This is a genomic window from Streptomyces sp. NBC_00289 (assembly GCF_041435115.1).
Classification (GTDB): Bacteria; Actinomycetota; Actinomycetes; order Streptomycetales; family Streptomycetaceae; genus Streptomyces.
Window position 1 is genome coordinate 3,388,044 of sequence record NZ_CP108046.1, and the last position, 25,571, is coordinate 3,413,614.

Annotated in this window: 28 protein-coding genes and 1 riboswitch; of the genes, 3 read left to right on the forward strand and 25 right to left on the reverse strand. The window is 69.5% G+C overall.

Annotated elements, in window-relative coordinates:
* Window positions 1-72: 72 nt before the first annotated feature.
* Window positions 73-178, reverse strand: a riboswitch (TPP riboswitch).
* Between the two features lie 35 nt (window positions 179-213).
* Window positions 214-1,320, reverse strand: coding sequence for a 23S rRNA (adenine(2503)-C(2))-methyltransferase RlmN (gene rlmN / locus OG985_RS15375; RefSeq protein ID WP_371668898.1), 1,107 nt, complete (start codon window positions 1,318-1,320; stop codon window positions 214-216).
* Window positions 1,321-1,462: 142 nt separating this feature from the next.
* A complete protein-coding gene (locus OG985_RS15380) occupies window positions 1,463-3,355 on the reverse strand; it encodes a CYTH domain-containing protein (RefSeq protein ID WP_371668899.1) in 1,893 nt (630 codons plus the stop codon).
* A gap of 229 nt (window positions 3,356-3,584) precedes the next feature.
* On the opposite strand from OG985_RS15380, the gene OG985_RS15385 reads away from it, so the two are divergent.
* Entirely contained in the window at window positions 3,585-3,776 is a 192-nt protein-coding gene (locus OG985_RS15385) for a hypothetical protein (RefSeq protein ID WP_371668900.1), read from the forward strand.
* Between the two features lie 158 nt (window positions 3,777-3,934).
* On the opposite strand, the gene OG985_RS15390 is transcribed toward OG985_RS15385, so the two are convergent.
* The 5 genes from OG985_RS15390 to rpsB all read right to left on the reverse strand — a co-directional run bounded on the left by OG985_RS15390 (window position 3,935) and on the right by rpsB (window position 8,717).
* A complete protein-coding gene (locus OG985_RS15390; RefSeq protein ID WP_371668901.1) occupies window positions 3,935-5,140 on the reverse strand; it encodes a phosphatidate cytidylyltransferase in 1,206 nt (401 codons plus the stop codon).
* Window positions 5,140-5,697, reverse strand: coding sequence for a ribosome recycling factor (gene frr, locus OG985_RS15395; protein WP_250074558.1), 558 nt, complete (start codon window positions 5,695-5,697; stop codon window positions 5,140-5,142). The genes OG985_RS15390 and frr overlap by 1 nt, the downstream gene beginning before the upstream one ends.
* A gap of 192 nt (window positions 5,698-5,889) precedes the next feature.
* Window positions 5,890-6,648 carry a UMP kinase gene (gene pyrH / locus OG985_RS15400; protein ID WP_371668902.1) on the reverse strand — a complete coding sequence of 253 codons (759 nt, stop codon included), beginning with the start codon at window positions 6,646-6,648 and terminating at the stop codon, window positions 5,890-5,892.
* A gap of 192 nt (window positions 6,649-6,840) precedes the next feature.
* On the reverse strand, window positions 6,841-7,677 hold the full coding sequence (gene tsf / locus OG985_RS15405) for a translation elongation factor Ts (protein ID WP_371668903.1): 837 nt from the start codon (window positions 7,675-7,677) through the stop codon (window positions 6,841-6,843).
* Between the two features lie 95 nt (window positions 7,678-7,772).
* A complete protein-coding gene (gene rpsB / locus OG985_RS15410; protein WP_371668904.1) occupies window positions 7,773-8,717 on the reverse strand; it encodes a 30S ribosomal protein S2 in 945 nt (314 codons plus the stop codon).
* Between the two features lie 272 nt (window positions 8,718-8,989).
* Between rpsB and OG985_RS15415 the strand changes: the two genes are divergently transcribed.
* Window positions 8,990-9,595 carry a M23 family metallopeptidase gene (locus OG985_RS15415; protein ID WP_371668905.1) on the forward strand — a complete coding sequence of 202 codons (606 nt, stop codon included), beginning with the start codon at window positions 8,990-8,992 and terminating at the stop codon, window positions 9,593-9,595.
* A gap of 55 nt (window positions 9,596-9,650) precedes the next feature.
* Here the strand turns inward: OG985_RS15415 and OG985_RS15420 are convergent, their stop codons facing one another.
* The 18 genes from OG985_RS15420 to OG985_RS15505 form a co-directional block, all read right to left on the reverse strand.
* A complete protein-coding gene (locus OG985_RS15420) occupies window positions 9,651-10,208 on the reverse strand; it encodes a TetR/AcrR family transcriptional regulator (RefSeq protein ID WP_371674382.1) in 558 nt (185 codons plus the stop codon).
* 231 nt (window positions 10,209-10,439) lie between these two features.
* Window positions 10,440-11,282 carry an RNA polymerase sigma factor WhiG gene (whiG, locus tag OG985_RS15425; protein ID WP_371668906.1) on the reverse strand — a complete coding sequence of 281 codons (843 nt, stop codon included), beginning with the start codon at window positions 11,280-11,282 and terminating at the stop codon, window positions 10,440-10,442.
* A 271-nt stretch (window positions 11,283-11,553) separates the two neighbouring features.
* The gene (dprA, locus tag OG985_RS15430) at window positions 11,554-12,714 is read right to left on the reverse strand and encodes a DNA-processing protein DprA (protein ID WP_371668907.1); all 1,161 of its coding nucleotides are present in this window, start codon (window positions 12,712-12,714) and stop codon (window positions 11,554-11,556) included.
* Window positions 12,711-14,336 carry a YifB family Mg chelatase-like AAA ATPase gene (locus tag OG985_RS15435; protein ID WP_371668908.1) on the reverse strand — a complete coding sequence of 542 codons (1,626 nt, stop codon included), beginning with the start codon at window positions 14,334-14,336 and terminating at the stop codon, window positions 12,711-12,713. Before OG985_RS15435 ends, dprA begins: the two co-directional genes overlap by 4 nt.
* Window positions 14,336-14,707, reverse strand: coding sequence for a YraN family protein (locus OG985_RS15440; protein WP_371668909.1), 372 nt, complete (start codon window positions 14,705-14,707; stop codon window positions 14,336-14,338). Before OG985_RS15440 ends, OG985_RS15435 begins: the two co-directional genes overlap by 1 nt.
* 107 nt (window positions 14,708-14,814) lie before the next feature.
* Window positions 14,815-15,123, reverse strand: coding sequence for a DUF2469 domain-containing protein (locus OG985_RS15445; protein WP_003965949.1), 309 nt, complete (start codon window positions 15,121-15,123; stop codon window positions 14,815-14,817).
* Window positions 15,124-15,179: 56 nt separating this feature from the next.
* On the reverse strand, window positions 15,180-15,710 hold the full coding sequence (locus OG985_RS15450; protein ID WP_371668910.1) for an NUDIX hydrolase: 531 nt from the start codon (window positions 15,708-15,710) through the stop codon (window positions 15,180-15,182).
* Entirely contained in the window at window positions 15,700-16,479 is a 780-nt protein-coding gene (gene lepB, locus OG985_RS15455) for a signal peptidase I (RefSeq protein WP_371668911.1), read from the reverse strand. The genes OG985_RS15450 and lepB (OG985_RS15455) overlap by 11 nt, the downstream gene beginning before the upstream one ends.
* Window positions 16,480-16,606: 127 nt before the next feature.
* The gene (gene lepB / locus OG985_RS15460; protein ID WP_371668912.1) at window positions 16,607-17,599 is read right to left on the reverse strand and encodes a signal peptidase I; all 993 of its coding nucleotides are present in this window, start codon (window positions 17,597-17,599) and stop codon (window positions 16,607-16,609) included.
* Window positions 17,487-18,581, reverse strand: a complete 1,095-nt coding sequence (gene lepB / locus OG985_RS15465; protein WP_371668913.1) for a signal peptidase I — start codon at window positions 18,579-18,581, stop codon at window positions 17,487-17,489. Before lepB (OG985_RS15465) ends, lepB (OG985_RS15460) begins: the two co-directional genes overlap by 113 nt.
* Window positions 18,574-19,287 carry a signal peptidase I gene (gene lepB / locus OG985_RS15470; protein ID WP_371668914.1) on the reverse strand — a complete coding sequence of 238 codons (714 nt, stop codon included), beginning with the start codon at window positions 19,285-19,287 and terminating at the stop codon, window positions 18,574-18,576. The genes lepB (OG985_RS15465) and lepB (OG985_RS15470) overlap by 8 nt, the downstream gene beginning before the upstream one ends.
* Before the next feature lie 45 nt (window positions 19,288-19,332).
* Window positions 19,333-19,683 (reverse strand): 50S ribosomal protein L19, encoded by a 351-nt coding sequence (rplS, locus tag OG985_RS15475; protein WP_371668915.1) that lies wholly within the window; start codon window positions 19,681-19,683, stop codon window positions 19,333-19,335.
* Between the two features lie 133 nt (window positions 19,684-19,816).
* Window positions 19,817-20,650, reverse strand: a complete 834-nt coding sequence (gene trmD / locus OG985_RS15480) for a tRNA (guanosine(37)-N1)-methyltransferase TrmD (RefSeq protein ID WP_371668916.1) — start codon at window positions 20,648-20,650, stop codon at window positions 19,817-19,819.
* Window positions 20,650-21,204: a ribosome maturation factor RimM gene (gene rimM, locus OG985_RS15485; RefSeq protein ID WP_371668917.1), complete on the reverse strand. Its 555-nt coding sequence runs from the start codon at window positions 21,202-21,204 to the stop codon at window positions 20,650-20,652. Before rimM ends, trmD begins: the two co-directional genes overlap by 1 nt.
* A 112-nt stretch (window positions 21,205-21,316) precedes the next feature.
* Window positions 21,317-21,556 carry an RNA-binding protein gene (locus OG985_RS15490; RefSeq protein ID WP_005479813.1) on the reverse strand — a complete coding sequence of 80 codons (240 nt, stop codon included), beginning with the start codon at window positions 21,554-21,556 and terminating at the stop codon, window positions 21,317-21,319.
* A 2-nt stretch (window positions 21,557-21,558) separates the two neighbouring features.
* Window positions 21,559-21,987, reverse strand: a complete 429-nt coding sequence (gene rpsP / locus OG985_RS15495) for a 30S ribosomal protein S16 (RefSeq protein WP_371668918.1) — start codon at window positions 21,985-21,987, stop codon at window positions 21,559-21,561.
* 361 nt (window positions 21,988-22,348) lie between these two features.
* Window positions 22,349-22,951 (reverse strand): hypothetical protein, encoded by a 603-nt coding sequence (locus OG985_RS15500; RefSeq protein WP_371668919.1) that lies wholly within the window; start codon window positions 22,949-22,951, stop codon window positions 22,349-22,351.
* 261 nt (window positions 22,952-23,212) lie between these two features.
* Complete coding sequence (locus OG985_RS15505; protein ID WP_371668920.1) at window positions 23,213-24,487, reverse strand: His/Gly/Thr/Pro-type tRNA ligase C-terminal domain-containing protein; 1,275 nt, start codon at window positions 24,485-24,487, stop codon at window positions 23,213-23,215.
* A gap of 202 nt (window positions 24,488-24,689) precedes the next feature.
* Between OG985_RS15505 and OG985_RS15510 the strand changes: the two genes are divergently transcribed.
* Window positions 24,690-25,547: an SAM-dependent methyltransferase gene (locus tag OG985_RS15510; RefSeq protein ID WP_371668921.1), complete on the forward strand. Its 858-nt coding sequence runs from the start codon at window positions 24,690-24,692 to the stop codon at window positions 25,545-25,547.
* The last annotated feature ends 24 nt before the right edge of the window (window positions 25,548-25,571 follow it).

Below are 25,571 nucleotides of genomic sequence, written 5' to 3' on the forward strand. Positions count from 1 at the left end.
TTCCTCCTGGCTGACCAGGAAGAGACGCGGCCCTGCCCGAGGAACCCACGGTTCCCGGGCAGGGCGCAACAGCTTGAGTGATGACCGAACTTCCTACCCAGAATGACCTGGGCGAGGTTCAGAGGGTCTGCGGTCTGTCCCGCACTCTCAGCGCTGTGGCGCTCCCCTGTCGGAATATGAAGATGAGTATGAAGTTGTCCTGACGCGATCAGACTACCGCTCGGTCGCGGCGAGCTGACCGCACGCCCCGTCGATCTCCTGGCCACGGGTGTCCCGGACGGTCACCGGTACGCCATGCGCGGCGATCGCCTCGACGAACGCCTTCTCGTCCTCGGGCCGCGAAGCGGTCCACTTGGAGCCCGGCGTCGGGTTCAGCGGGATCAGGTTGACGTGCACCGGCTTGCCCTTGAGCAGCCGGCCGAGCCGGTCACCGCGCCAGGCCTGGTCGTTGATGTCCCGGATCAGCGCGTACTCGATCGACAGCCGGCGCCCCGACTTGGCGGCGTACTCCCATCCGGCGTCCAGCACCTCGCGCACCTTCCACCGCGTGTTCACGGGGACGAGGGTGTCGCGCAGCTCGTCGTCCGGCGCGTGCAGCGAGATCGCCAGCCGGCACTTGAAGCCCTCGTCGGCGAAGCGGTGGATGGCCGGCACGAGACCGACCGTCGAGACGGTGATCCCACGCTGCGACAGCCCGAGCCCGTCGGGCTCGGGGTCGGTGAGCCGCCGGATGGAACCGACCACCCTGTTGTAGTTGGCGAGGGGCTCGCCCATGCCCATGAACACGATGTTGGACAGCCGCGCGGGCCCGCCGGGAATCTCACCCTCCCGCAGCGCCCGCATCCCGTCCACGATCTGGTGCACGATCTCGGCGGTCGACAGGTTGCGGTCCAGACCCGCCTGCCCGGTCGCGCAGAACGGGCAGTTCATCCCGCAACCCGCCTGGGAGCTGATGCACATGGTGACCCGGTCCGGGTAGCGCATGAGCACCGACTCGACAAGCGTGCCGTCGAACAGCTTCCACAGCGTCTTGCGGGTGGTGTCCTGGTCGGTCGACAGATGCCGCACGACCGACATCAGCTCCGGCAGCAGCGCCTCCTGCAGCTTGCCGCGCGAGCCGGACGGGATGTCGGTCCACTGCTCCGGGTCGTGCGCGTACCGCGCGAAGTAGTGCTGCGAGAGCTGCTTGGCACGAAACGGCTTCTCACCGATCGCGGCGACGGCTTCCTTGCGCTCGGCGGGCGTGAGATCGGCAAGGTGCCGCGGCGGCTTCTTGGCTCCGCGGGGGGCGACGAAAGTAAGTTCTCCGGGCTTAGGCATGGCTGTACCAGTGTCGCAGATCGAATCGGGTGGCCAGGAGACGGCCGGGCCCCGGGGGAGCCTTCGGGCCATGCGCGTGGCGCCAGGTCCCTCCGCCCTCCGCAGCGCCGCGGAGAGAAACGGGCCCTGGGGCAGGACGGACTCAGCCTCTCATTCCAGTCCGAGACAGCGAGACAATGAGTGGCAGGAGGCCCAGAAACGCGGTCGCGTCCGCGGCGTTGCCTCGCCCCATGGACGGGATGCTGATCGCCACCGCCGCCATCACCGTGCACACGACGATCACCAGTCGACGAGCACGCGAGACGGGGCCCGGCGGGTCTTTGAACAGGAAGAAAGAACCGAGAACCAGGGCCAGGAAACCAAGAGTCTGCATCGCCGCCGAAACGATGTCCGGTGAGCTGTCCGACAACAGGCCTTCACCTTGTCCGACGCTGAGTGCGAACAGTCCTGCGGTCAGCGTCGCGAGAGCGCACCAGAAACGCATCAGCCCCCAGTTGCGGGACTGTACTGCTTGCGGCGCACTCTCCCTGGCCAGTATCTGCACCTCCAGTCTGCCGTCCGTCAGCCACTCGGGCTTTCTGCTGACAATGCCCAGCTCCGTCAGGCCGTGAAAATACTTGGCACTCGTGCGCTTGTCGACCCGACCGCCGTTCGTCCTGTCCGCACAGACTTCCAGGAAGTCACCCAGGAAGGCTTGATACGAGTCACGCCGCAAAGTATTTGGAGCGGCGGCCTCGTCTTCGACACCGGTCACTTCGAACTCGAAATGAGACAGAGGCGCCGTTTGCCCAGGACGCCGGAAGGCGACCCTGTCGTACTTCACCTTCGCAATACGATTTCGGAGATCGGACGAGCGGACGTCGGCCCGGTCGACAATCCACGATGTCCTCGTCACTTCCACTTCGAGACTATTACGTAGGCTCGACGCGGCGAGCGCGGTCGGGAGCTCGGAAAAATCAGCCGGAGGTGCCGCACGCGAGGCGCCCCGGACCGCAGAGAGCCAGTTTTGGATCGCAGCCCACGCCTCGTCGATGTCACTGGACGGCCGGACTATGATCTCTTGCTGCATCACCAGCCCGTATCGCTGCTCGCCACGTTCCTTGAGCCGACGGAAGGTCAGTTGCCGGGTTTCCCCTTCCCGACGCATCCGCAGATACCAGCCCAGCTTGAAGAGCTCATGCTTCTTCGTGTCGAAATACGTGTCAAAGATTCTGCGGTCCGCAGATCGATGAAACTGATACCCCCGGACGAACTCTCCGGACGCATTGATCTGAGCGACCAGCGCCTCGTAACTCGAAATATCTCCCAGAGTCACCTTCGCTTCCAGCTTGTCCCGAAGATGCCGCGAGGCATAGTGAATCAAGGCCTGCTGGAATTTCGAGGTGTACACCTGACGGGTATTGAACCTACGATCGATGCAACGGGCCATCTCGTCGAGCTTGGCCGCGTTCGCCGAATCAGAGATCTCAATCTCGATACGCCCCTCGCGTACACTCCCCTCCGTGCTGTCCAAGTACTCCGTTTCATCAACAACGAGTTCCGCCACATCGCCACTCGCGTCGCCCACCATCCAGATGTCCCGCGTGGTTTTCACCGGATAGTCGCTGACCAGACCAAGTTGACGTAATGCAGCGACGACACCGCCCCGGTGAATGAGAGTCTCGACCGGAGCGGGAGGGGCGGAAATGATGTTCTCCCCTCGCAGAGCAGCCGCAACAGCCGTCAAGACCTCGACCAGCGAGCCGTCCGTCGGGTTTTCCAGTTCCTCGCGATGGACAGCGGAGCCCCCGCCCACCCCCGGGCGCGGCCGTTTCAGCGCCACAGAAAACAGCCCGGCGGATTTCTCCCTCACACGTAGGGACCAGTCACGTGAAGCTATCTGTCCATTGACGTCGAAGTACGTGTCGAAGTTGGTCACTTTTCGCGCATACGTGACGGTGAAGTCACCCAGGGAGGGATCGAGCCGCAGGCTCTCACTAATACTCGAAATGGAGTCGACGGGAACTTCAAACTTCTGTTCGATTTCGATCCCCACAAACACTCCCCCGAGAGTGACCGAGCAAGGAAATGCAGAGTACGCCCAGGGAACGCCACCGTAAATGCCCGGTGCAAGATCTCGTGGCGTGATCGGTGGTGTAGCCCGCTACACCATCGATCAGGGAGGCCGGTCCCTCGTGGTGGCGGCCGTGTGACGGGATCGTCGGACACGGCACACGTTCCCACCAGCACGTCTCATCCGCCGACCCTGAGAAAGGGAACCTCCCATGGCCCCGAACCGCCGCCTCGACAGGATCACTGACGAGAACGACGCGGGGGACGACAAGGTCGACAAGGCCGTGAAGGATCTCGACAAGGCGGTCTCGGACTACAACAAGGCCGCCCTGAACGGCGAGAACCCCGACTCCGGCAAAATCGACGCCGCCGCCGACGAGCTGAAGAGCGTCTGCTCGTCATGACGGTCCGCTCGTCATGAGGTTCTGATCGTCATGAAGGTCCGCTCGTCATGACAGATACGGGTGGCGAGCCGGTCGGCCGGCGGCCGTCAGCGGGTGAAGCCGAGAAGCCCCCGCCCTCGTGGCGAGGGCGGGGGCTCCGGCGTGCAGACGCGACCCGGTCAGCCGGATCCGACGAACAGCACCAGCAGCAGCCACACCACCGGTGCCGTGGGCAGCAGGGAGTCCAGACGGTCCATGATGCCGCCGTGCCCCGGCAGCAGCGTGCCCATGTCCTTGATGCCCAGGTCCCGCTTGATCATCGACTCGCCGAGGTCCCCGAGCGTGGCGCTGGCCGCGACCGCGAGGCCCAGCACCAGCCCCTGCCACCACACGCCGTCGTCGATCAGGAACTGCAGGCACAGCGCGCCCGCCACCATCGCGAAGGTGACCGCCCCGACCAGGCCCTCGCGGGTCTTGCCGGGGCTGATGCGCGGGGCCAGTTTGTGCTTGCCGAAGCGCCAGCCGACGGCGTACGCGCCGGTGTCGCTCACCACCGTGAGCAGCAAAAACGTCAGAACGCGCCACGCGCCGTCGTCGGCCCGCAGCATCATCGCGACGAAGGTGGCGAGGAACGGCACGTAGAAGGCCGCGAAGACGCCCGCCGTGACGTCCTTGAGGTAGCCCTCGGGCGGCTCCGTCATGCGCCACACGAGGACGGCCAGCGCGGTGAGCGCCATCGCCACCCAGGCGCCCTCGGCACCACGGACGTATCCGGAGACGACCATCGCCGCGCCGCCGAGCGCGAGCGGGACGAGTGGCGCCTTGATGCCCTTGCGCTCCTCGAGCCGCGTGGTCAGCTCCCACAGACCCACCACGACGGCGACCGCGACCACGCCGACGAACACGGCCTTGACCACGAACAGGGACGCGACGATCACCGCTCCGAGCCCGACTCCGACGCCTATGGCCGAACCCAGGTCCCGGCCCGCGCTCTTCTTCTGCGGCGCGGGCGCCGGCTGCGAGGCGTCGGGCATGGGCTCCGGATTCTGCGGCGCCGCCCCGTGGGGCTGCGCCTGCGGCGTGTCGTAGGGCCCGTAGACGTGGGCCTGCGGCGGGTCGTACGGCGGAGTCCGCTGTGAGTCGTACGGCAACGGCTGCGGCGGTTCGTCGCGGAACAAGGGACCGCTCAGCCGAGCGGCCCCCCGATCGTCATCCTGGTTCCCGCCGGATGCGGGTACGTCGGGCACGATGGGCATGGGGCGAGTGTGCTGGGCGTCATGCGCATCGTACGCGGGACCCGCCGGGGCAGCCCCCTGGACAGGCCCCTGGTCGGACGGCCCCCAGTACCCGGCTTGAGGCGGCGCTCCCCAGGAAGAGTCGTTCATCAGACCTCGAGCAGCTCCGCTTCCTTGTGCTTGAGGAGCTCGTCCACCTGGGCGACGTACTTGTGGGTGGTGTCGTCGAGTTCCTTCTCCGCACGACGGCCCTCGTCCTCACCGACGTCGCCGTCCTTGACGAGCTTGTCGATGGCGTCCTTGGCCTTGCGGCGCACCGAGCGGATCGAGACCTTGCTGTCCTCGGCCTTGCTCCGGGCGACCTTGATGTAGTCGCGGCGGCGCTCCTCGGTGAGCTCGGGGAACACCACCCGGATGATGTTGCCGTCGTTGCTCGGGTTGACGCCCAGGTCCGAGTCGCGGATCGCCTGCTCGATGTTGCGCAGCGCGCTCTTGTCGAACGGGGTCACCACGGCCATGCGCGGCTCCGGCACGGAGAACGAAGCCAGCTGGTTGATCGGCGTCGGCGCACCGTAGTAGTCGGCCACGATCTTGTTGAACATCGCCGGGTGCGCACGGCCGGTGCGGATCGCGGCGAAGTCCTCCTTGGCGACCACGACGGCCTTCTCCATCTTCTCCTCGGCCTCGAGGAGGGTCTCTTCGATCACCACTTGCTCCTGCGTGTCTTGAGTAGGCCCGGCTGCGGTTCCTTTACGGGGCGGCGGCCGGCTGCGTCGCGTCTTCTTCCTGCACGGTTCCCGACCGTCAGGACATTGTCCATCCCCCGGTCAGGGTCCGTCCGCCGTCCTGCTGTTGCCCCACGGACACATGGCGTCCGGCGGACGGGCGTGGCGCACCGGTCAGTCCCGGCTGCCTTGGTCACCCACAAGCGTGCCGATCTTCTCACCCTTGACGGCGCGGGCGATATTGCCCTCCGCCAGAAGCTCGAAGACCAGGATGGACAGCTTGTTGTCACGGCACAGCGTGATCGCGGTCATGTCGGCGACCTTCAGGTCGCGGGTGATGACCTCGCCGTAGCTGAGCGAGTCGAACTTGACGGCCTCGGGGTTGGTCTTCGGATCGGAGTCGTAGACCCCGTCCACCCCGTTCTTGCCCATCAGCAGTGCCTCGGCGTCGATCTCCAGGGCGCGCTGGGCGGCGGTGGTGTCGGTGGAGAAGTACGGCATGCCCATCCCGGCGCCGAAGATGACCACGCGGCCCTTCTCCAGATGGCGCACGGCGCGCAGCGGAATGTACGGCTCGGCGACCTGGCCCATGGTGATGGCGGTCTGCACCCGGCTGTCGATGCCCTCCTTCTCCAGGAAGTCCTGGAGGGCGAGGCAGTTCATGACGGTGCCGAGCATGCCCATGTAGTCCGAGCGGGCCCGGTCCATGCCGCGCTGCTGCAGTTCGGCACCGCGGAAGAAGTTGCCGCCGCCGATGACGACGGCGATCTCCGCGCCGTCACGCACGACGGCCGCGATCTCGCGGGCGATCTTGTGCACCACGTCGGGGTCCACGCCCAGGCCCCCGCCACCGGAGAAGGCCTCTCCGGACAGCTTCAGCAGAAACCGGCCGTGTACTTTGCCGTCGTCGCTCTTCTGGGCCTTGGTGGTCATGGCGTTCTCCTCATGGTGCACATACGAAGAAGGCCATTGCCGGTGGGGTGTTCGCATCCCATGCGCGGCAATGGCCTCCTCGTCAGATCTGCTGTCGTCCGCCACACGCGCGTGTGCGGCGGCGTACCCGGACGACTGCTGTCGACCCTAGCGGGGTTCCGCCGGGGATCGCGCGTCGATCGCGGTACGGACTCAGATGCCGACCTTGATGCGCGTGAAGCGCTTCAGGGTGACACCCGCCTCGTCCAGGACCTTCTGGACGGACTTCTTGTTGTCGAGCGCGTACGGCTGGCCGAGCAGCGTGGCGTCCTTGAAGAAGCCGTTGAGGCGACCCTCGACGATCTTCGGCAGGGCGGCCTCGGGCTTGCCCTCGGCGCGGGTGGTCTCCTCGGCGACGCGGCGCTCGGACTCGACGACCTCGGCCGGCACGTCCTCCTTGGAGAGGTACTTCGGCGAGAAGGCGGCGATGTGCTGGGCGATGCCCTTGGCGACGTCGGCGTTGGGCTTGTCCAGCTCGACGAGGACACCGATCTGCGGCGGCAGGTCGGGCATCGTGCGGTGCATGTACGCCGTCACGTAGCCGTCGGCGTACTGGGCGAAGCGGTCCAGGACGATCTTCTCGCCCAGGTTGGCGTTGGCCTCGTCGACGAACGCCTGAACGGTCTTGCCGGCCTCGATCTCGGAGGCGAGCAGCGCCTCGAGATCGGCCGGGGAGGTCTTGGCGACGTGCTCGGCGATCGCGTTGGCGACGGCCTGGAACTTCTCGCCCTTGGCGACGAAGTCCGTCTCGCACTTCAGCTCGACCAGGACACCGGAGGTGTTGTCGTCAGCGATGATGGAGACCACGGCGCCGTTCTCGGCGGAGCGGCCCTCGCGCTTGGCGACGCCCTTCTGGCCCTTGATACGGAGCGCCTCGACGGCCTTCTCGACGTGGCCCTCGGCCTCGTCCAGCGCCTTCTTGCAGTCCATCATGCCGGCGCCGGTGAGCTCACGGAGCTTCTTGACGTCGGCGGCGGTGTAGTTCGCCATGATTCCTGGAATCTCTCTCGAAGTCTGAAGATCTACGGGCCGAACGGCGGGGGCTTCGCGGCCCCCGCCGTTCATTGACCTGAAGCGGTGACGGGTCAGGCCTGCTCGGCGTCCGCGGCGGGAGCCTCGGCGGCGGGGGCCTCGGCGGCCGGAGCCTCAGCAGGGGCCTCGGCCTCGGCGGGAGCCTCGGCAGCGGCCTCGGCCGGCGCCTCCGCGGGGGCCTCGGCAGCAGCCTCGGCGGCGGGGGCCTCGGCCTCGTCGGCCTTCTTCTCACCCTCGAGCAGGTCGCGCTCCCACGCGGCCAGCGGCTCGCCCGCTGCCTTGTCGCCCTTGCCCTCGGTGGCGACACCGGAGCGGGAGATGAGGCCCTCGGCGACCGCGTCCGCGATCACACGGGTGAGCAGGGTGACGGAGCGGATCGCGTCGTCGTTGCCCGGGATCTTGTAGTCGACCTCGTCGGGGTCGCAGTTGGTGTCGAGGATGGCGACGACCGGGATGTTGAGCTTCCGGGCCTCGCCGACCGCGATGTGCTCCTTCTTGGTGTCCACGATCCAGACGGCGCTGGGCACCTTGGACATCTCGCGGATACCACCGAGGGTCTTCTCCAGCTTGGCCTTCTCGCGCGAGAGCACGAGAAGCTCCTTCTTGGTCAGACCCGAAGCGGCGACGTCCTCGAAGTCGATGAGCTCGAGCTCCTTGAGGCGCTGCAGACGCTTGTAGACGGTCGAGAAGTTGGTGAGCATGCCGCCCAGCCAGCGCTGGTTGACGTAGGGCATGCCGACGCGGGTGGCCTGCTCGGCGATGGCCTCCTGCGCCTGCTTCTTCGTGCCGACGAACATGACCGTGCCGCCGTGGGCGACGGTCTCCTTGACGAACTCGTAGGCGCGGTCGATGTACGACAGCGACTGGAGCAGGTCGATGATGTAGATGCCGTTGCGCTCCGTGAAGATGAAGCGCTTCATCTTCGGGTTCCAACGACGGGTCTGGTGACCGAAGTGGACGCCGCTTTCCAGCAGCTCCCGCATCGTGACGACGGCCATGGCCGTTCTCCTTGGTGTTCTCGGTTGTGCCGCGGGTGCCGGACGGCACTCGCGCCTGACGCCCACTTGCGCCGTGCCACGAGGGACCGAGGGGCGCAGACACCGGCCGGAAAACCGACCCGATGCCGGGGCGTGCGAAGTCGACCCGGTGACCCGGATCGCCAGAAGAAGTGTACGGGACCCGCGACCCCTCGGGTGACGCCGCTGTCCACAACCCGGGAGTAGTCCACAGATCCCGGTCGGTACCGGGGCGGGTACGGGACGGTTCTCGTATGCGAGCCAAGCGATGGATGGGTACGGGGCCGGGATCGCTGCTGGTGACGGCGGTGCTGGTCACCTCGGCGGCCTTCCCGGGAAGCACCGGGGGCCGGACGGCGTGGGAGCCGGTCGGCCGCCCACAGGCGCCCGCCCCGCCGGCCCAGCCGGTCGGCCGCGTGTGGCCCGTGGGGACGCGCCCGGCGATCCTGCGCGGCTGGGAGCCACCGGCGACGGTGTACGGCCGGGGCCACCGCGGAGTGGATCTGGCGGCGCCGGCCGGAACGTCGGTACGAGCGGTGGCGGCGGGCCGGGTCTCCTTCGCGGGCCGGGTGGCCGGCAAGGGAGTGGTCTCGGTGGAGCTGACGGGCACGGGCGACCCACCGCTGCGGACGACGTACGAGCCGGTCCGGACGACCGTACGCAAGGGTCAGGCGGTGGCGGCGGGCGAGGTGCTCGGCACGGTGGAGCCCACGGGCTCGCACTGCCCGGCCACCTGTGTCCACTGGGGCCTGCTCAGAGGAGAGACTTATCTGAACCCGCTGTCCGTACTGCCCCCATGGCTCCTGAGGCGGGGCCCGTCACGGCTGCTGCCGGTACTCGGCATCCCGCTGCCTGGTTGACCGCCGGTCCGCCGAGCGCGCCCCGGGGGCCGGGCGGCCGCCACATGCGATCGGATCAGCCCCGTAGTCCCCGCAGCGCCATCGCGACAGCCGCGTCCGTGACGGTCGTGGGATCTTCCGCCGCCCCCAGCTCGATGCGCCGCACGGCGGCATCGACCACGCCCTGGAGCAGCATCGCCGCCAGGCGCGGTTCCGCGTGTCCCAGCTCGCCCAGCGCCTCGACGATCATCGCCACGAGCGCTCCGTGGGCGGCCCGGATCTTCTCCCGGGCCCCCGCGTCGAGCTCACTGGCGGAGATCGCCACCACGGCCCGGTGCCGCCGGTCCCCGACCAGGGCGAGCTGTCGGCGGACATACGCCTCGACCTTGCCCTCGGGAGAGTCCGCCCGGTCCATCGCCGCCGAGACCTCGTCGGCCCACACCGGGAAGTCGACCTCGCACAGTTCCTCGACCACCGCGGCGCGAGAGCGGAAGTACTCGTACACGGACGACCGGGCGAGCCCCGTCCGCTCGGCGAGGGCCGGGAAGGTCAGCGCCTCCGTCCCGCCCTCGGACAACAGGGCACGAGCCGCGTCCAGCAGGGCGGCTCGTTGCATCGACCGGTGCTCGGCCACGGAGGCCGCTCGAATCCTTGGCACGTCATCCACTTTACGGACGCGCCACCCCCGACGGGAGTCACTCCACCGGACCGGAGCCCGTCGGAGCCTCGCCGGAGCGCGGCCAGAGCCCGGGCGCAGCCTGACTCCGGCCGGCCGGAGTCAGGGCGACGGCAGCTCAGCACCGACCCCGTGGCTGAGCAACCCCCGCACAACTCCTCCCGCGCCTCACCCGGCCATCCGCCCAGGTCAGCGACCGAAACTCGCCAGCTTCGCCCGCAGCTGCAGCACCGACTTGGTGTGGATCTGGCTCACCCGGCTCTCGGTCACACCCAGCACGTTGCCGATCTCCGCGAGCGTGAGGCCCTCGTAGTAGTACAGCGTGACCACCGTCTTCTCCCGCTCGGGCAGCGTGTTGATCGCCCGCGCCAGGAAACGCCGCAGCTCCCGGTCCTCGGCCACCACCACGGGGTTGTCCGCGGCGGTGTCCTCCAGCGTGTCCATCAGGCTGAGCCGGTCCCCGCTCTCACCCCCGACGTGCAGCAGCTCCTCCAGGGCCACCACGTTCGCCAGCGACAACTGGCTGAACACCGCGTGGAGTTCGTCCACCGCGATGCCCATCTCGGAGGCCACCTCCAGCTCGCTCGGCGTCCGCCGCAGCCGTGCCTCCAGTGTGGCGTACGCCCGCTCGACGTTGCGCGCCTTCTGCCGCACGGACCGCGGGATCCAGTCCAGCGCCCGCAACTCGTCGATCATCGCTCCGCGGATCCGCGTGATCGCGTACGTCTCGAACTTGATCTCCCGGTCGATGTCGAACTTCTCGATCGCGTCGATGAGCCCGAACACCCCGGAGGAGACGAAGTCGGCCTGCTCGACGTTGGGCGGCAGCCCCACGCTCACCCGGCCGGCCACGTACTTGACGAGCGGTGAGTAGTGCAGGATCAGCTGCTCGCGCAGCCGCTCGTCCCCCGACGTCTTGTACGACCGCCACAGCTCGTCGAGCGTCGAGGGAGCGGGCGGTCGCACGCTGCCACCGTCACGGGCGGCTGCGGGGATCGCCGCCCGGTCGGACCCGGAGGTGTGCTGGGGCATTCGTCGCCTTGTGCCGTTCTGCCGTGAAGTGGTGGTACCTGGGTGAGCTGTCGGTCTGATGGGAGCTTGCCGGTGTGCGTCTGAATTCACGTGAGCGTAGCGTGACTGGAGCGTCGCAGTGCGCGAAGAGCGGGGCCCGCCGTACGCGTGGGCGCGTTCCGCCGGACACCCCGCCCAGGCGTGCCGGTCGCTGAATGTGATCACCAGATCACACCAACTCCGCGCATTCCAAGGGCTTCCGGGCTTCCCCCGGACGGCCGAACACGCTCGGTCAGCATCGACTCCGATCACCGCGGACGGAGATCATCGCCTGGCGTGTCAACTTCCAGCCGTCGCCGTGTCGTTCGACGTAACCAAGTGATCGGAGTTCGTACAGCCTGGCGACCGCGTCGTCCCGCGTGGTCTGAGCGCCGCGCGCGATCTCGTCCGCCGTCGCCCCGCGACTCCCCGGCAGGGCCGCCAGGACGCGTCTGGCGGCGGCGTCGAGCAGGTCGCGCGGCAGTACCGGCCCCCGTCTGTCCGGGGCCAGCTCGCCCATGTCGCCGACCAGTTCGACGACCTCTGCCGCGTCCGTGACCAGCACGGCGTCCCCGCGCAGCAGCTCGTGCACACCCGCGGACAGACCGCTGGTGACCGGGCCGGGTACCCCCATCGTGTGACGTCCCAGCCGTTGCGCGGCCCGGGCGGTGACCAGCGAGCCGCTGCGGTGGGCTGCCTCGACCACCACGGTTCCCCTGGTGAGCGCGGCGATCACCCGGTTCCGCAGGACGAAACGGCTCGGTGTCGGATGCTCCCCCGGCGGCAACTCCCCGACCACGAGACCTTGTCCCGCGATCCTGGTGAGCAACTCGGTGTGTCCGCGCGGGTAGGGCCGGTCGACGCCGCAGGCCAGTACAGCGACGGTGGCGCCGCCGGCGCCGAGGGCACCACGGTGGGCGGCTCCGTCGACTCCGTAGGCGCCGCCGGACACGACCACCCATCCGCGTTCGGCGAGTCCGGCGGAGAGGGTGGCCGCCATGTGCGCGCCGTACGCCGTGCAGGCGCGGGCGCCGACGACCGCGACCGACCGGAGCGCCCACATCCGCAGACTCGGCCGGCCGCGCACCCAGAGCCCCAGGGGCCGCGCGTCGCCCAGGTCCTCGAGCTGCCGCGGCCACTCGGGGTCGCCGGGGCACACGAACCGCACCCCGGACTCCCTCGCGACCTCGAGATCGCGCTGTGGCTCGGCCCGTTCCGCTCGGGCCAGCAGCCCGGTCCAGCGCCGCTCGCTCACTCCCGGGGGCCGCGGCGCGCCACCGCGCAACAGGCGGACGGCCTCCTGAGCCCCGCGCTGCCGCACCCACCGGCCACCGGCCTCGTCGCCCGGCTCGACGACCCGGGTGAGGAAGACCCGGGCGAGCAGTTCGTCGGCCGGACCGGCAGCGGGGGTCACGTCAGTGCCCCGATGGCCATGGGCACACCCCGTGGCACTCCGGTGCGCAGTTGCAGGGCCAGGGCGACGTCGGTCGCGTCGGGCCGGTCGTGGCCGACGAGGTCCGCGACGGTCCAGGCGACGCGCAGGACCCGGTCGAGTCCGCGCGCGGTCAGGACGCCCCGCTCCAGACTGCGTTCCGCCTCGTCCATGGCGCCGGCCGTGGCGTGCCAACGACTGCGCAGCTCGCGTCCGGGAACCTCACTGTTGGCCCGCCACGGGCTGTCGGCCAGGCGCGTAGCCGCCCGTTCCCTGGCCGCCCGGACCCGCTCGGCGACCGTGGCGGTGGATTCGCCCCGGGTGCCGCGCGCGGTCAGTTGCTCCCGCGTGACTCCTTCCACCTGGACCCGGAGGTCGACCCGGTCGAGGAGCGGGCCGGAGAGCCGGGCCTGATAGCGGCGGATCGCCGAGGGCGGACACTCGCACAGGGAGTCCCGGACGGAGAAGCGGCCGCACGGGCACGGGTTGGCCGCGAGAACCATCAGGAAACGCGCCGGGAAGCGCACGACGCCCGCACTGCGCGCGATCACCACATGCCCCGACTCGAGGGGCTGCCGCAGCGCGTCGAGCGCCCGGCTGCCGAACTCCGGGCTCTCGTCCAGGAACAGCACACCCCGATGGGACAGCGACACGGCTCCGGGCCGCGCGATGCCGGGACCGCCGCCGACCAGGGCCTGCATGGTCGCCGAGTGGTGCGGGGCGCAGTAGGGGGCGACGTCGATCAGCGGTTTGCCCGCGGGGAGCAGGCCTGCCACCGAGTGCACCGCCGTGACCTCGAGCGACTCCTGCCGGCCGAGCCGGGGCAGCACTGCGGGCAGCCGTTCCGCGAGCATCGTCTTCCCGGCACCGGGCGGTCCTTCGAGGAACAGGTGGTGACCACCTGCCGCGGCCACCTCCACCGCCGTGCGTGCCGAGGTCTGGCCCACGACATCGGCCAGGTCGTGGGCCTGGTCGTGGTGTGCGGCGCCCATGCCGTGCAGGCCGGTCGCGGCACCCGTGCCCGGCATGCGGAGACCGGCGAGGAGCGGATCGGGACGCCCGAGGTCGTCGGGCTCCTCCTCGGGCACGGGTTCGTCCGCGAGGACGGCGATCAGCTGGCGCAGGCTGCGCACGCCCAGCACGGAGACGCCCGGTACGAGGGAGGCCTCCGCCGCCGCGGACTCCGGCACGACGACCTGTTCGTAGCCGGCCTCCGCGGCGGCCAGCACCGCGGGCAGGATGCCCCGCACGGGGCGGACCCGGCCGTCCAGGCCGAGCTCGCCGATCATCACGATGTCTGCCAGCACACGCGGGTCGATCCGCTCGGCGGCGCCGAGCACCGCGCAGGCGACCGCGAGGTCGAACCCGCTGCCCGCCTTCGGCACCGACGCCGGGCTGAGTCCGACCGTGAGCTTCTTCTGCGGCCACTCCCCGCCCGAGTTGACCACCGCGGCCCGTACCCGGTCCCGGCTCTCCGTCAGGCTCTTGTCGGGCAGTCCCACCAGCGTGAACGCGGCGACTCCCGGTTCGAGGTCGGCCTGGACCTCGACGACCACACCCTCGACGCCCACCAGCGTCACCGAGCACGTACGGGCGAATGCCATCAGGCCACCCCTCGCGCGTGCTCGACCACGGCGGCTCCGCGCCGGGGCAGGACGACGCCCACGAGGTCGATGCGGACGCCTCCCGGTGGAGCGCCGCCGTGGGTCTGGATCCAGCGTTCGGCGAGGCCGCGCAGCCGCTGCGCCTTGTCGGGGGTCACCGCGGCCATGGGGTGCTCGAAAACACCCGTCCTGCGCGTCTTGACCTCGCACACGACCAGGACGTCACCGTCCCGTGCCACGATGTCGATCTCTCCGGTCCGGCCGCAGCGCCAGTTGCGCTCCAGCACCGTCATCCCGGCCTCGGTCAGCCGCCGCGCGGCGAGATCCTCGCCGTACCTGCCCAGTGCCCTGCGTGTCTGATCGGCGTTCATGTCGGCACCACCTCCGGCGCCAACCGTCACGCATCCCCACCCATGAAGTGGATCTTGGTGGACTACTCAGCGGTTGTGGAAAACCCCGTCACCCCCGCGAGTGACCGTCACCCGCCCGGCAGCTCGAGGTCGCTCTTGTTGAGCTCCTCGATGTTCACGTCCTTGAACGTCAGCACGCGCACCTGCTTCACGAAGCGCGCCGGCCGATACATGTCCCACACCCAGGCGTCCGCCATCGACACCTCGAAGAACACCTCACCCTGGACCGAGTGCACCTGCATCTCGTAGTCGTTGGTGAGGTAGAAACGCCGCTCGGTCTCGATCACGTATTTGAACAGACCGACGACATCGCGGTACTCCCGGTAGAGCTTCAGCTCCATCTCGGTCTCGTACTTCTCGAGGTCCTCGGCGCTCATGGCATGTTCCCCTTCAGCCGTGCGATCCCACCATTGTGCGCCAGTCCCGTCGGCCCCTAGACGATTTCGGTGTCCAGGGTCACGGGCCCGGCCGGGGGACCTTCGTCGAGCAGCCTGCGCAGCAGCTCGGCGAGTCTGGTCGGATACACCGTCTCACGTGCCCGGGTCAGTTCCTGACACGTCCACCAGCGCGCTCCGGCGACGCTGCGTCGCTCCAGTTCGGTGAGGCCGGCGGCCTCGACGACCGTCTGCGTCGTACGGGCCAGGTAGTACCACTCGTCCTGGTCCCAGCGGCGCCCCGCGAAGGGGAAGGAGCACGTCCGCCGCCACAGCACCGGGCCCAGCTCGACCTCGGTGATGCCGGTCTCCTCCACGAGTTCCCTGCGAGCGGCCTCTTCACGGGTCTCGTCGCCCTCCACCCCGCCGCCGGGGGTGAACCACCAGTCGTCCGCCGGATCGTCCGGCTCGTGTCCGTGCAACAGCAGGATGCGGTCCTGCGGGTCGAGCAGCACCACCCGGGCCACCCTGCGCAGCCCGCCCTCGTCCGTGTGCGCGCCCTCGCCGGTCCCGGTGGCCTCAGCGGGCACCGGCCGGCTCCGTCCCCGTACGGGCCCGGGCGCCGCCCATCCGCTTGGCGATCGGGCCGTACGCGCCACCGCCGAGGATGAGCACGGCGCCGGCGATAATCAGGGCCACCACCGCCCGGAGCGGTCCCGGCGTGGAGAGGGTGCCGAGCGTCTCGAAGCCGGTCGGTCGCTTCAGCATCCCGTTCATGGGCCACACGACCGCGTCGACTCGGGCCGACACCGCGGTACGGGAGACGGTGCCCCCGGCCGCGTCGGCCAGGTGGGCCGTGGAGTCCAGTGATCCCTGGCGCTCGTCACCGAGCAGGAACAGCCGGCCCTTAGGCACCGTCACGGTCGGGAAGTCCGTGATCTCGGCCAGGCTCCCCTTGGGCAGATACGGTTCCTCGATCTGCTTGCCGTTGACGGTCAGCTTGCCGTTCGTGCAGCAGGCGACCGTGTCGCCGCCGACCGCGACCACGCGCTTGACCACGGCGGCGTTGCTCACCCAGGTCTTGTCCGTGAACACCACGACGTCACCGCGACGCACCTCTGAACCGTCGACGCGCTCCGCCATCACGCGGTCGCCCGCGGCGATGGTCGGACTCATCGAACTGGTGGGCACCGTGTACGGCCGGTAGACCACCGCTCCCCAGCCGAACCCCCCGAGAAACAGCAGCAGGCCCAGCGCCACAGCCAGACCGGACAACCGCTGTCCGGTCCGGCTGCCCACCGGGCCCTTGTCTGTGCCGCCGCTGCGCGGGGCCGTACGCGTCGCACTCTCGCCACCCATGGGTCCGCACCCTACCCGGCAGTACCTGACCCGGTCAGCCCTTCCGGCGCGGCCGGGGTCACAGCTCCACCAGGGATTCACGCACCCGGGTAACGCGGCGGAAGGATCGCCTCCGCAGAACCGCTTCTCAGCGGGTCTCGGCGACGGCCGTCCTCCTGCGACGCCACAGCGCCACCGGGACCACGCCGACGAGCGCGATGCCGTTCGGTGCCACCGTCAGGGCGGCGGAGGCCGACGACTGGTCGTTCAGACCGGGCTGGTCGAAGGTGTCGGGAACCGGCAGCGTGCCCCAGCGGTTGATCGGCCAGGCCTTGACCACGGCGCGGCCGACGACCTCCTTCACCGGGACCATGCCCTTGTGCTCGTCCGCCTGGTTGTAGCGGGAGTCGCGCGAGTTCTGCCGGTGGTCGCCCATCACCCAGATGGAGCCCTTGGGGACCTTCACCGTGAACTGGCCGCCCTGGTCGTCGACGCTGCACGGAGTGTTGCCCGCGTACACGTACGACGACTCGTTCAGCGCCTTGCCGTTGACCTTCAGCGGGCCGGTGCCCTTGCACGAGACGGTGTCGCCGCCCACCCCGATGACGCGCTTGATCAGGTCCTTCTCCTCCGCGGACGGCATGAGGCCGATCCAGCTGAGGAAGGTCTGCACGGCGTTCGGGTTCGCCGTCGGCTCGCCGGCCAGCCAGTTGTCGGGGTCGTGGAAGACGACGACCTCGCCGCGCTCCGGCTCGGAGCCGAACCACGGGGTCAACTTGTCGACGAGGACGCGGTCACCCTGCTGGAGGGTGTTCTGCATCGAGTCGGAAGGAATCGAGAACGCCTGCACCAGGAACGTCTTGATCAGCAACGCGAGCACGAGCGCGATGCCGATCAGGATCGGCAGCTCCTTCCAGAAGGAGCGGGGCTTCTTCGGCCCCCGGGCCGAGTCTCCCGGACCCTCGCCCTCGGGTCCCTGTGTCCTCGGCTCCTCACCCGTGCCCGGTCCGTCCTCCGTCGCTCCGGCGTCACTCCCGAAGGTCACGGCGCCGTCCGCGGCCGGGGCGTCCGCTTCCACGGGGCGTCCGCGGTGCTCCTCGCCGTCGTGTCCGGACCGTGCGCCAACCGCAACATCCCCCACGCCAACTCCTCACTCTGTGCCGCTGCCTGCCCCAGACGCGGCGCAGGCCCACCACTCCCATAACGAGCGGGAGTTCCGCAGGGCTCGGGAGTCGGATCATTCCGTTGAGATCCTCGGAGGCAACCCTATGCGACAGTTCGGGAGCCGCGGTCGACCCGGCTGCCGAGTCGGACACCGAAGCGAAGGTTTTCGGTTCGTCCAGTGAGGTCCAGTGTCCGAGCGGCCAGGCGATGACCTTGGCACGGCCCACCACCGAGTCGAGGGAGACCGTGCCGCCGTAGTCGGTGTTCTGGTGCGCGCGGGAGTCGGCGGAGTTTCCCCGGTGGTCGCCCATCACCCACAACCGCCCCTGCGGCACGGTGATGTCGAACTCCGATTCGGAGGGGACGTTTCCCGGATACAGGTACGCCCCCTCCTCCAGGGGCACGCCGTTGACGGTGACCCGGCCCTGGGCGTCACAGCACTTGACCCGGTCGCCGCCGACGCCGACGACCCGCTTGATGAGGTCCTTCTCATTGTCGGACGGCAGCAGGCCGATGAAGGTGAGCCCCTCCTTGACCTGCTTGACGACGATGGGGTCGTCCTTCTTGGTGGTGGTCTGCTCGTCCTGGAGCCAGCCGCCGGGGTCCTTGAAGACGACGACGTCCCCGCGCTTGGGCTCGGAGCCGAACCAGGGGGTGAACTTGTCGACCAGGACACGGTCGCCGATCCGGATCGTCTGCTCCATCGAGCCGGACGGGATGACGAACGCCTGGAGAAGGAAGGTCTTCAGGACGAGCGCGATGAGGACCGCGACGCCGACCAGGAGGGGTATCTCCTTGACCGCGCTGCGCCTGCGGCGCCGCTTGACCTTGCGCTGGAGCTTGCGCCGGTCGGCGCGCGAGCGGCCGGCGGCCGATCCGGCGGCGCGCCGGGAGCCGGTGGGCAGCAGGTCCTCGGCCGCGCTGACGCCCGTACCGCGCCGTCTGCCCCGGTTACCCATGGGCACCGTCCGGGGCGGGCACGCGCGCGTAGGCGCCGGGCCGCTGCAGGCGGGTCCAGTGGGCGGTGGGCCACACGATCCAGTCGGCGCGGCCGACGACCTCCCCGACCGGGATCATGCCGCCGCCCGGTGAACCGAGGTGGTCGCGGGAGTCGCTGGAGTCGCTGCGGTGGTCGCCGAGCACGAAAAGGGTGCCGTCGGGCACCGCGAGGTCGAAGGGCACCGTGGACGGACTGTCACCGGGGTACAGGAAAGTCGACTCGTCGACCGGCCGGCCGTTCACCCGGACCCTCCCCTCCTCGTCACAGCAGACCACGTGGTCTCCCCCCACACCCACAACGCGTTTGATGTAGTCCGCGTCCCCGAAGTAGCCCGTGCCGTCGAACACGACGACGTCGCCGCGCCGCGGCTCGGCACCAAAACGGTACGCCAACTTATTTACGAGAACCCGGTCCCCGATCCTCAATCCGGATTCCATGGATCCGCTGGGAATCTGGAAGGGCTGCACCACGAATGTGTTGAGGACGAGCAAAAACAGCAGGCAGACCAGGAAGGTCAGCGTGATCCGCCCGCCGGGGAGCCAGTCGGTGATCCTCGACACCAACGCGAAACGCGACCGTCCCTCCGGCTCCTTCGGGTCCGAGGTCTCGGATCCCTGAGGGCGGGAGGAGCGGTCGCGCTCCGTCGGCTGTGCTTCGGTGTCCATCGGGGCCAGATGCTATCCGGCCCTGCTGTGGTAACCGGCGCGAGATCAGCGGTCGCGCTTCTCCTTGATCTTCGCGGCCTTGCCGCGCAGCTCGCGCAGGTAGTAGAGCTTCGCGCGACGCACGTCACCGCGGCTGACGAGCTCGATCTTCTCGACGATCGGGGTGTGCACCGGGAAGGTGCGCTCGACGCCGACGGAGAACGAGACCTTGCGGACCGTGAAGGTCTCGCGGACACCGGCGCCCTGGCGGCGGATGACGACGCCCTTGAACTGCTGCACACGAGAGCGGTTGCCCTCGATGACGCGGACGTGGACGTTGACGGTGTCACCCGGGCGGAAGGCCGGGATGTCGGTCCGCAGCGATGCGGAGTCGACGGAGTCGAGCAGGTGAGCCATTTCGTCTGCTTTCTTCGTCAATGCCACAGGTCATCGACGGAAGTTGATGTTCTGGATGAGAGCCGTGCGCGTCGGGGCGGGCGTCGTGTCCCCCTGTGGCAGGGGCGCACGCCGGACGGCACACAACAGCGGCCTATTGTTCCATGCCCTCTGGCCTGCGCCAAAATCGGCCGTGGGACTCCCCCTCGGGGTCCGGGGCCCAGCCCAGGATGGAGAGCATCTCGCGGTCCTTCTTGTCGAAGGCCTTGGGCTCGCATCGCTCGATGAGGTCGGGCCGGTTGGCCGCGGTACGCCGCAGCGCCTCGTCGCGGCGCCAGCGGGCGATCTTGCCGTGGTGCCCGCTGAGCAGCACGTCCGGGATGCCCTGGCCGCGCCACTCGGGCGGCTTGGTGTAGACGGGCCCCTCCAGGAGGTTGGCCATCGCTCCCGGCGCGAAGGAGTCGTCCCGGTGCGACTCGGCGTTGCCCAGGACACCGGGCAGCAGCCGCGCCACGGCCTCGGTGACGACGAGCACGGCCGCCTCACCGCCGGCCAGGACGTAGTCGCCGATGGACACCTCGTACACGGGCATCCGGGCGGCGTACTCGTCGACGACACGGCGGTCGATGCCCTCGTAGCGAGCCGGCGTGAAGACCAGCCACGGGCGCTCGGAAAGTTCGACGGCGAGTTCCTGGGTGAAGGGGCGGCCGCTGGGTGTGGGGACGACGAGGGCCGGCGCGTGGGAGCCCGTCTCGTAGCCGTCGGCCAGCACGGAGTCCAGGGCGTCGCCCCACGGCTCGGTCTTCATCACCATGCCGGGACCGCCGCCGTACGGGGTGTCGTCGACGGTGTTGTGCCGGTCGTACGTCCAGGAGCGCAGGTCGTGCACGTGCACGTTCAGCTGTCCACGCGCGCGTGCCTTGCCGACGAGGGAGACGTTCAGCGGCTCCAGGTACTCCGGGAAGATCGTGACGACGTCGAGCCGCATCACGCCTCTTCCCCGGACTCGTCCCTCGAGGAGGCGATCTCGGCCCGGTCGTCGATCAGGCCGGGGGGCGGGTCGATGACCGCGCGCTGCTCCGTCAGGTCGATCTCGGTGACGATCTGCTCGACGAACGGGATCAGCACCTCCGTGCCGTCCGGCCGCTCCACGACGAAGAGGTCCTGGGAGGGCAGGTGCGAGATCTCGGTGATCCGGCCCACCTCGACGCCGTCCTTGGTCACCACGTCCAGGTCCATCAGCTGGTGGTCGTAGTACTCGTCCTCCTCCTCGGGGAGAGCCTCCGGATCCACCTCGGCGATCAGCAGGGTGTTGCGCAGCGCCTCGGCGGCGTTGCGGTCACGCACGCCCGCGAAGCGCAGCAGGAGGCGGCCACTGTGGACGCGGCCCGTCTCGATGGTCAGCGGTCCGGTCGAGGCCGGGTCGGTGGCCAGGACGGCGCCGGGGGCGAGCCTCAGTTCCGGCTCGTCGGTGCGTACCTCGACGGTGACCTCGCCCTTGATGCCGTGGGCGCGGCCGACGCGAGCGACTACCAGCTGCACTTGTGTTGATCTCCTGTCGTACGAGCGGCCGTACGACCCCGAGGGTCATACGACGTCGGGCCGGGGAGGGCCAGTGGCCCTCCCCGGCCCGAGCCGGTGCTGTGTTTCGACGTCAGCGGACGTGGTCCACGTCGACGAGGTCGACACGGACTCCGCGGCCGCCGATGGCGCCCACGACGGTGCGCAGGGCACGAGCGGTACGGCCGTTGCGACCGATCACCTTGCCGAGGTCGTCGGGATGGACCCGGACCTCGAGCACGCGCCCGCGGCGCAGGTCACGCGAGGCGACCTGCACATCGTCGGGGTTGTCGACGATGCCCTTCACGAGGTGCTCGAGAGCCTCCTCGAGCATGCTCAGGCCTCGGTCGGCGCAGACGCAGAGGACTCAGCGGTGGCCTCGTCCTTCTTCTCGGCCTTCTTCTTCTGGGTGATGGCCTCACCCTTGCCCTCGTCGTCGCCACCAAGGGCTTCGAACAGCGGACGCGCGGCCTTCGGGGCCGGCTGCAGCAGCGGAGCCGGGGCGGGCTCGCCCTTGAACTTCTGCCAGTCGCCGGTCTTCTTCAGGATCGCGAGCACGGGCTCGGTCGGCTGCGCGCCGACGGAGAGCCAGTAGGCCACGCGGTCCGCGTCGACCTCCATGCGCGAGGGGTTCTGCACCGGGTGGTACAGGCCGATCTCCTCGATGGCCCGGCCGTCACGGCGGGTACGGGAGTCGGCGACGACGATGCGGTAGTGAGGCGCGCGGATCTTGCCCAGACGCTTCAGCTTGATCTTGACTGCCACGGAAGTGGTGTCTCCTGGTCTTGACGTGGTTGGGCACGGCGAGATGGCCGCGTGGGGTTGCGGTACCCGAGTGCCCGATGGACGCGTCAGCCGGAGGAGAGAGGGGTCCTATGCGACTGTCGAGTACAGCTAGCCATTGTGCCACACCGCGCGGGTCGCCCTTACCCCGGTTCTGCGGGCATGCCTGAACGACACCCGGCCCCTGGGGGCCTCCGTCGAGCGCGCCCGCGGTTGCCCCGGCGGCCCGGTCCTCCCCGCGAGGCCACGGGTGCACGCGACCGCGCGGGGAGGACCGGGCACCGGCACGCCCGCGTCCACACCGTCTGCTCGTCCGACACCCACGAGATGCCGGGATGGGCAGTCAGCTCGCCGCCGCGCCCACGACCTCCGGGATACGGAACGGCTTTCCGCAGCCGCCGCACACGATCGGCGCCTGGGCGAGTACGGACGGGACGACCCGGACGTTGCGGCCGCAGTCGCAGACGGCCTTCACGCGCACGCCTCCGCCCGAGGAGCCGTGCCGGGCGGCGGGTCCGCGGAAGGAACGGGCCGTGTCCGCGGCGGTCGCGGCCGTGTGGGCCTTGAGGGCGCGATGGAGGCGTTCCATGGTCGGGCGGTAGCGGCGTTTGGCCTCGGGGTTGAGCGTGACCAGGGAGAAACCGCTGCTGGGGTGCGGTTCCTCGGGATGGTCCAGGCCCAGCTCCTCGGCGATCGCGAGGAATCGGCGGTTGTGGTAGCGGCCGGCACGGGACGTGTCGCGCACACCGCGCGAGGCGGCGATGCCATGGACTGCCTCGTGAAGCAGCCGCTCGAAGGAGAGCTCGTGCCCGCAGGCGGACGAGGACTCTCCGATCAGAGACTCGGGCGCGGCAAGATCGGGCAGCTCGGGGTGGTACCGCTGAATGTCGGCCCACGCCTGCGCCAGTTCTGCGGCGAGAACAGGTGGTGTCTGTGTCGTGCTCACGTAATGACAACGAGCCGGGGTGCCCCTGTGTTCCGATTCCGGGGCATCCCAAATAATTTGCACGTACCCGTCAGTTGCCGCTGATGCGTCCTGACGAGGGCTAGTGCGCTGATCTGCGGAGAAGCCTCACAGCTCGTACCAAGCTGGTGCGTAGTCTGACGTACGCCCCCGCGCGTAGACGATGTCCGCACGCGGGGGCGGCTGTGGTCCGCGGATGCGCAAGGGGCGTTTCGGCCGCTCTCGCACCGGAAGGGGCTCACCTCAGTAAGCGCGCGCGACGACCGCGACGTTACCGGGCGCGTCCTCGGTCTCGGGCACCGACCCGTCCTCGGCGACCAGACACCGTACGGTCACGGCGTGCTCGGCCAGTCTGGCCTCGCCTTCTTCGCCGAGTGTCGCCCACGGGATGCGCGCCCACCCGCCGGCGCCGGCCGCCTCCACGGCCTCCTCGATCGTCGACACCTCCGACGTACGGGACAGTCGCCGCTCGCGCGACTGCTTCAGCAGCAGTGCCTGGTCCTCCTCCAGGACCCCGGGGAGCAGTCCGACGAGGGCGTCGACGGCCACCGGCTCCTTGCCTCCCGGGATGCGGCGGGCCAGCATCGCCGTGCCGTTCTCCAGGTCACGGGGGCCGACCTCGATCCGTACGGGCACGCCCTTCAGTTCCCAGTCGACGGCGCGGCGCCCGAAGGGGATGTCCGTACGGTCGTCCACCCGCACGCGTACGCCCGCCGCCTTCAGCCGGTCGCCGATCTCGCGGACCTTGGCGAGAACCGGCTCGTCGCCCTTGATGGCGAGGACGACGACCTGGATCTGCGCGAGGTTCGGCGGGACCCGCAGGCCGTTGTCGTCGCCGTGCATCATCACCAGGGCGCCGATCATGCGGGTCGTCGAGCCCCAGGAGGTCTGCCAGACGAGTTCCTGCCGGCCTTCCCTGGACAGGTACCGGGTGTTGAATGCCTTGGCGAAGTTCTGGCCCAAGTCCTCGTAGACCTCGCGGTGGATGTGCGAGGCGAAGTCGCGCGCCTCCTCGTACGTGGCGTGCGCGGTGTGGCCCTCCTGCCAGAGGAACTCGCTCGTCCGCAGGAAGAGTCGGGGGCGCAGCTCCCAACGGACCACGTTGGCCCACTGGTTGATCAGCAACGGCAGGTCGCGGTAGCTCTGCACCCACTTCGCGAAGTACTCGTTGATGATCATCTCGGAGGTGGGGCGGACGACCGCGGGCTCCTCGAGTTCCTTGCCACCGCCGTGCGTGACCACGGCGAGTTCGGGCGCGAAGCCCTCGACGTGGTCGGCCTCCCTGGCCAGGTACGACTGCGGGATCAGGACCGGGAAGTAGGCGTTCTGGGTGCCCGTCTCCTTGATCCGGGCGTCCATCTCCTGCTGCATCCGCTCCCAGAGGCCGTATCCGTACGGTCGGATCACCATGCTGCCGCGCACTGGGCCGTTGTCGGCCAGCTCCGCCTTGTTGATCAGATCCTGGTACCAGCGGGGGAAGTCGTCCGCCCGCGGTGTGAGTACGGGTGCCTTGGCCATGGCGCGATGGTACGGCCCCAGGTTGCCGGGATGTGAAATCTCGCCACATGCGCGAGCACACCACAAGCCGGGCCCGACAACCCCTGGACGCGGGGTCGAGTGCGGAGTTACCTGACATACGGGGGGACTGCGAACGCATGTCACGGGGGCCACGGAATCGGGCACAGAGACAACGACACTCGGCGGATTGGGGCGCTTTTCTATGTCACCTACGCTCGTGCGGCAGCACCTGTCCCCCACGGGACCCGCGTCCCGCGTGGACCGGAGTGCACGCGCGCGTGACTGGTCGGAGATCCAGGAACGGATGCTGGTGCCGCTCTACGAGGCCGTCTACGAGCGACTGGAAGTGGGCCCTCGTACGCGCCTGCTCGGCCTCGGCTGCGGTTCCGGGCTCGCCCTGCTGATGGCCGCCTCGAGAGGCGCCGCGGTCACCGGAGTCGAGCCCGCCGCCCCGGAACGGCTGGCGCTGGCACGGCAACGGCTGCTCCCGGACCCGCCCGGCGGGCAGGTGCGCGGCGACACCCGGCTGGTCGACGGCTCACCCGAGGACGCGGCGGACGCCACGACGCCCGCGTACAGCCTGGTGACCGCCTTCGAGCCCATCGGGTGCCTCGCGGGCGACTCGGCGGGCCTGGGCGCACTGCTGGCCGCCGCGACGCCGCTCGCCGCGCACGGGGCTCCGGTGGTGCTGGTGGGCTGGGGTCCGCCGGAGCGGTGCGCCACGTCGGCCGTGCTGCGCGTCGCCAGGAAGCCGACGGATCCGCCGCGCGGCGACGTCAGTTGGCGCCCGGCGCTGCGCGACGACCTGGAGGAGGTCGCCCAGCGGGCCGGGCTCACGTTGGACGGCTCGGGCCGGGTCGCCTGCCCCTTCGGCTACGCGGACGTCACCAGCGCCGTACGCGGGCTGCTGTCGACCGGACTGTTCGACGCGGCGATCGCCGCGACGGATTCGGCGCAGGTCGACAAGGAGCTGACGGAGGCACTGCATCCGTACCGGCGGCGGGACCGGACCGTGTGGATGCCGAACGTGTTCCGGTACCTCATCGCGCGAGTGCCGTGAGCGCCGGCACCGTGAGCACCGGCA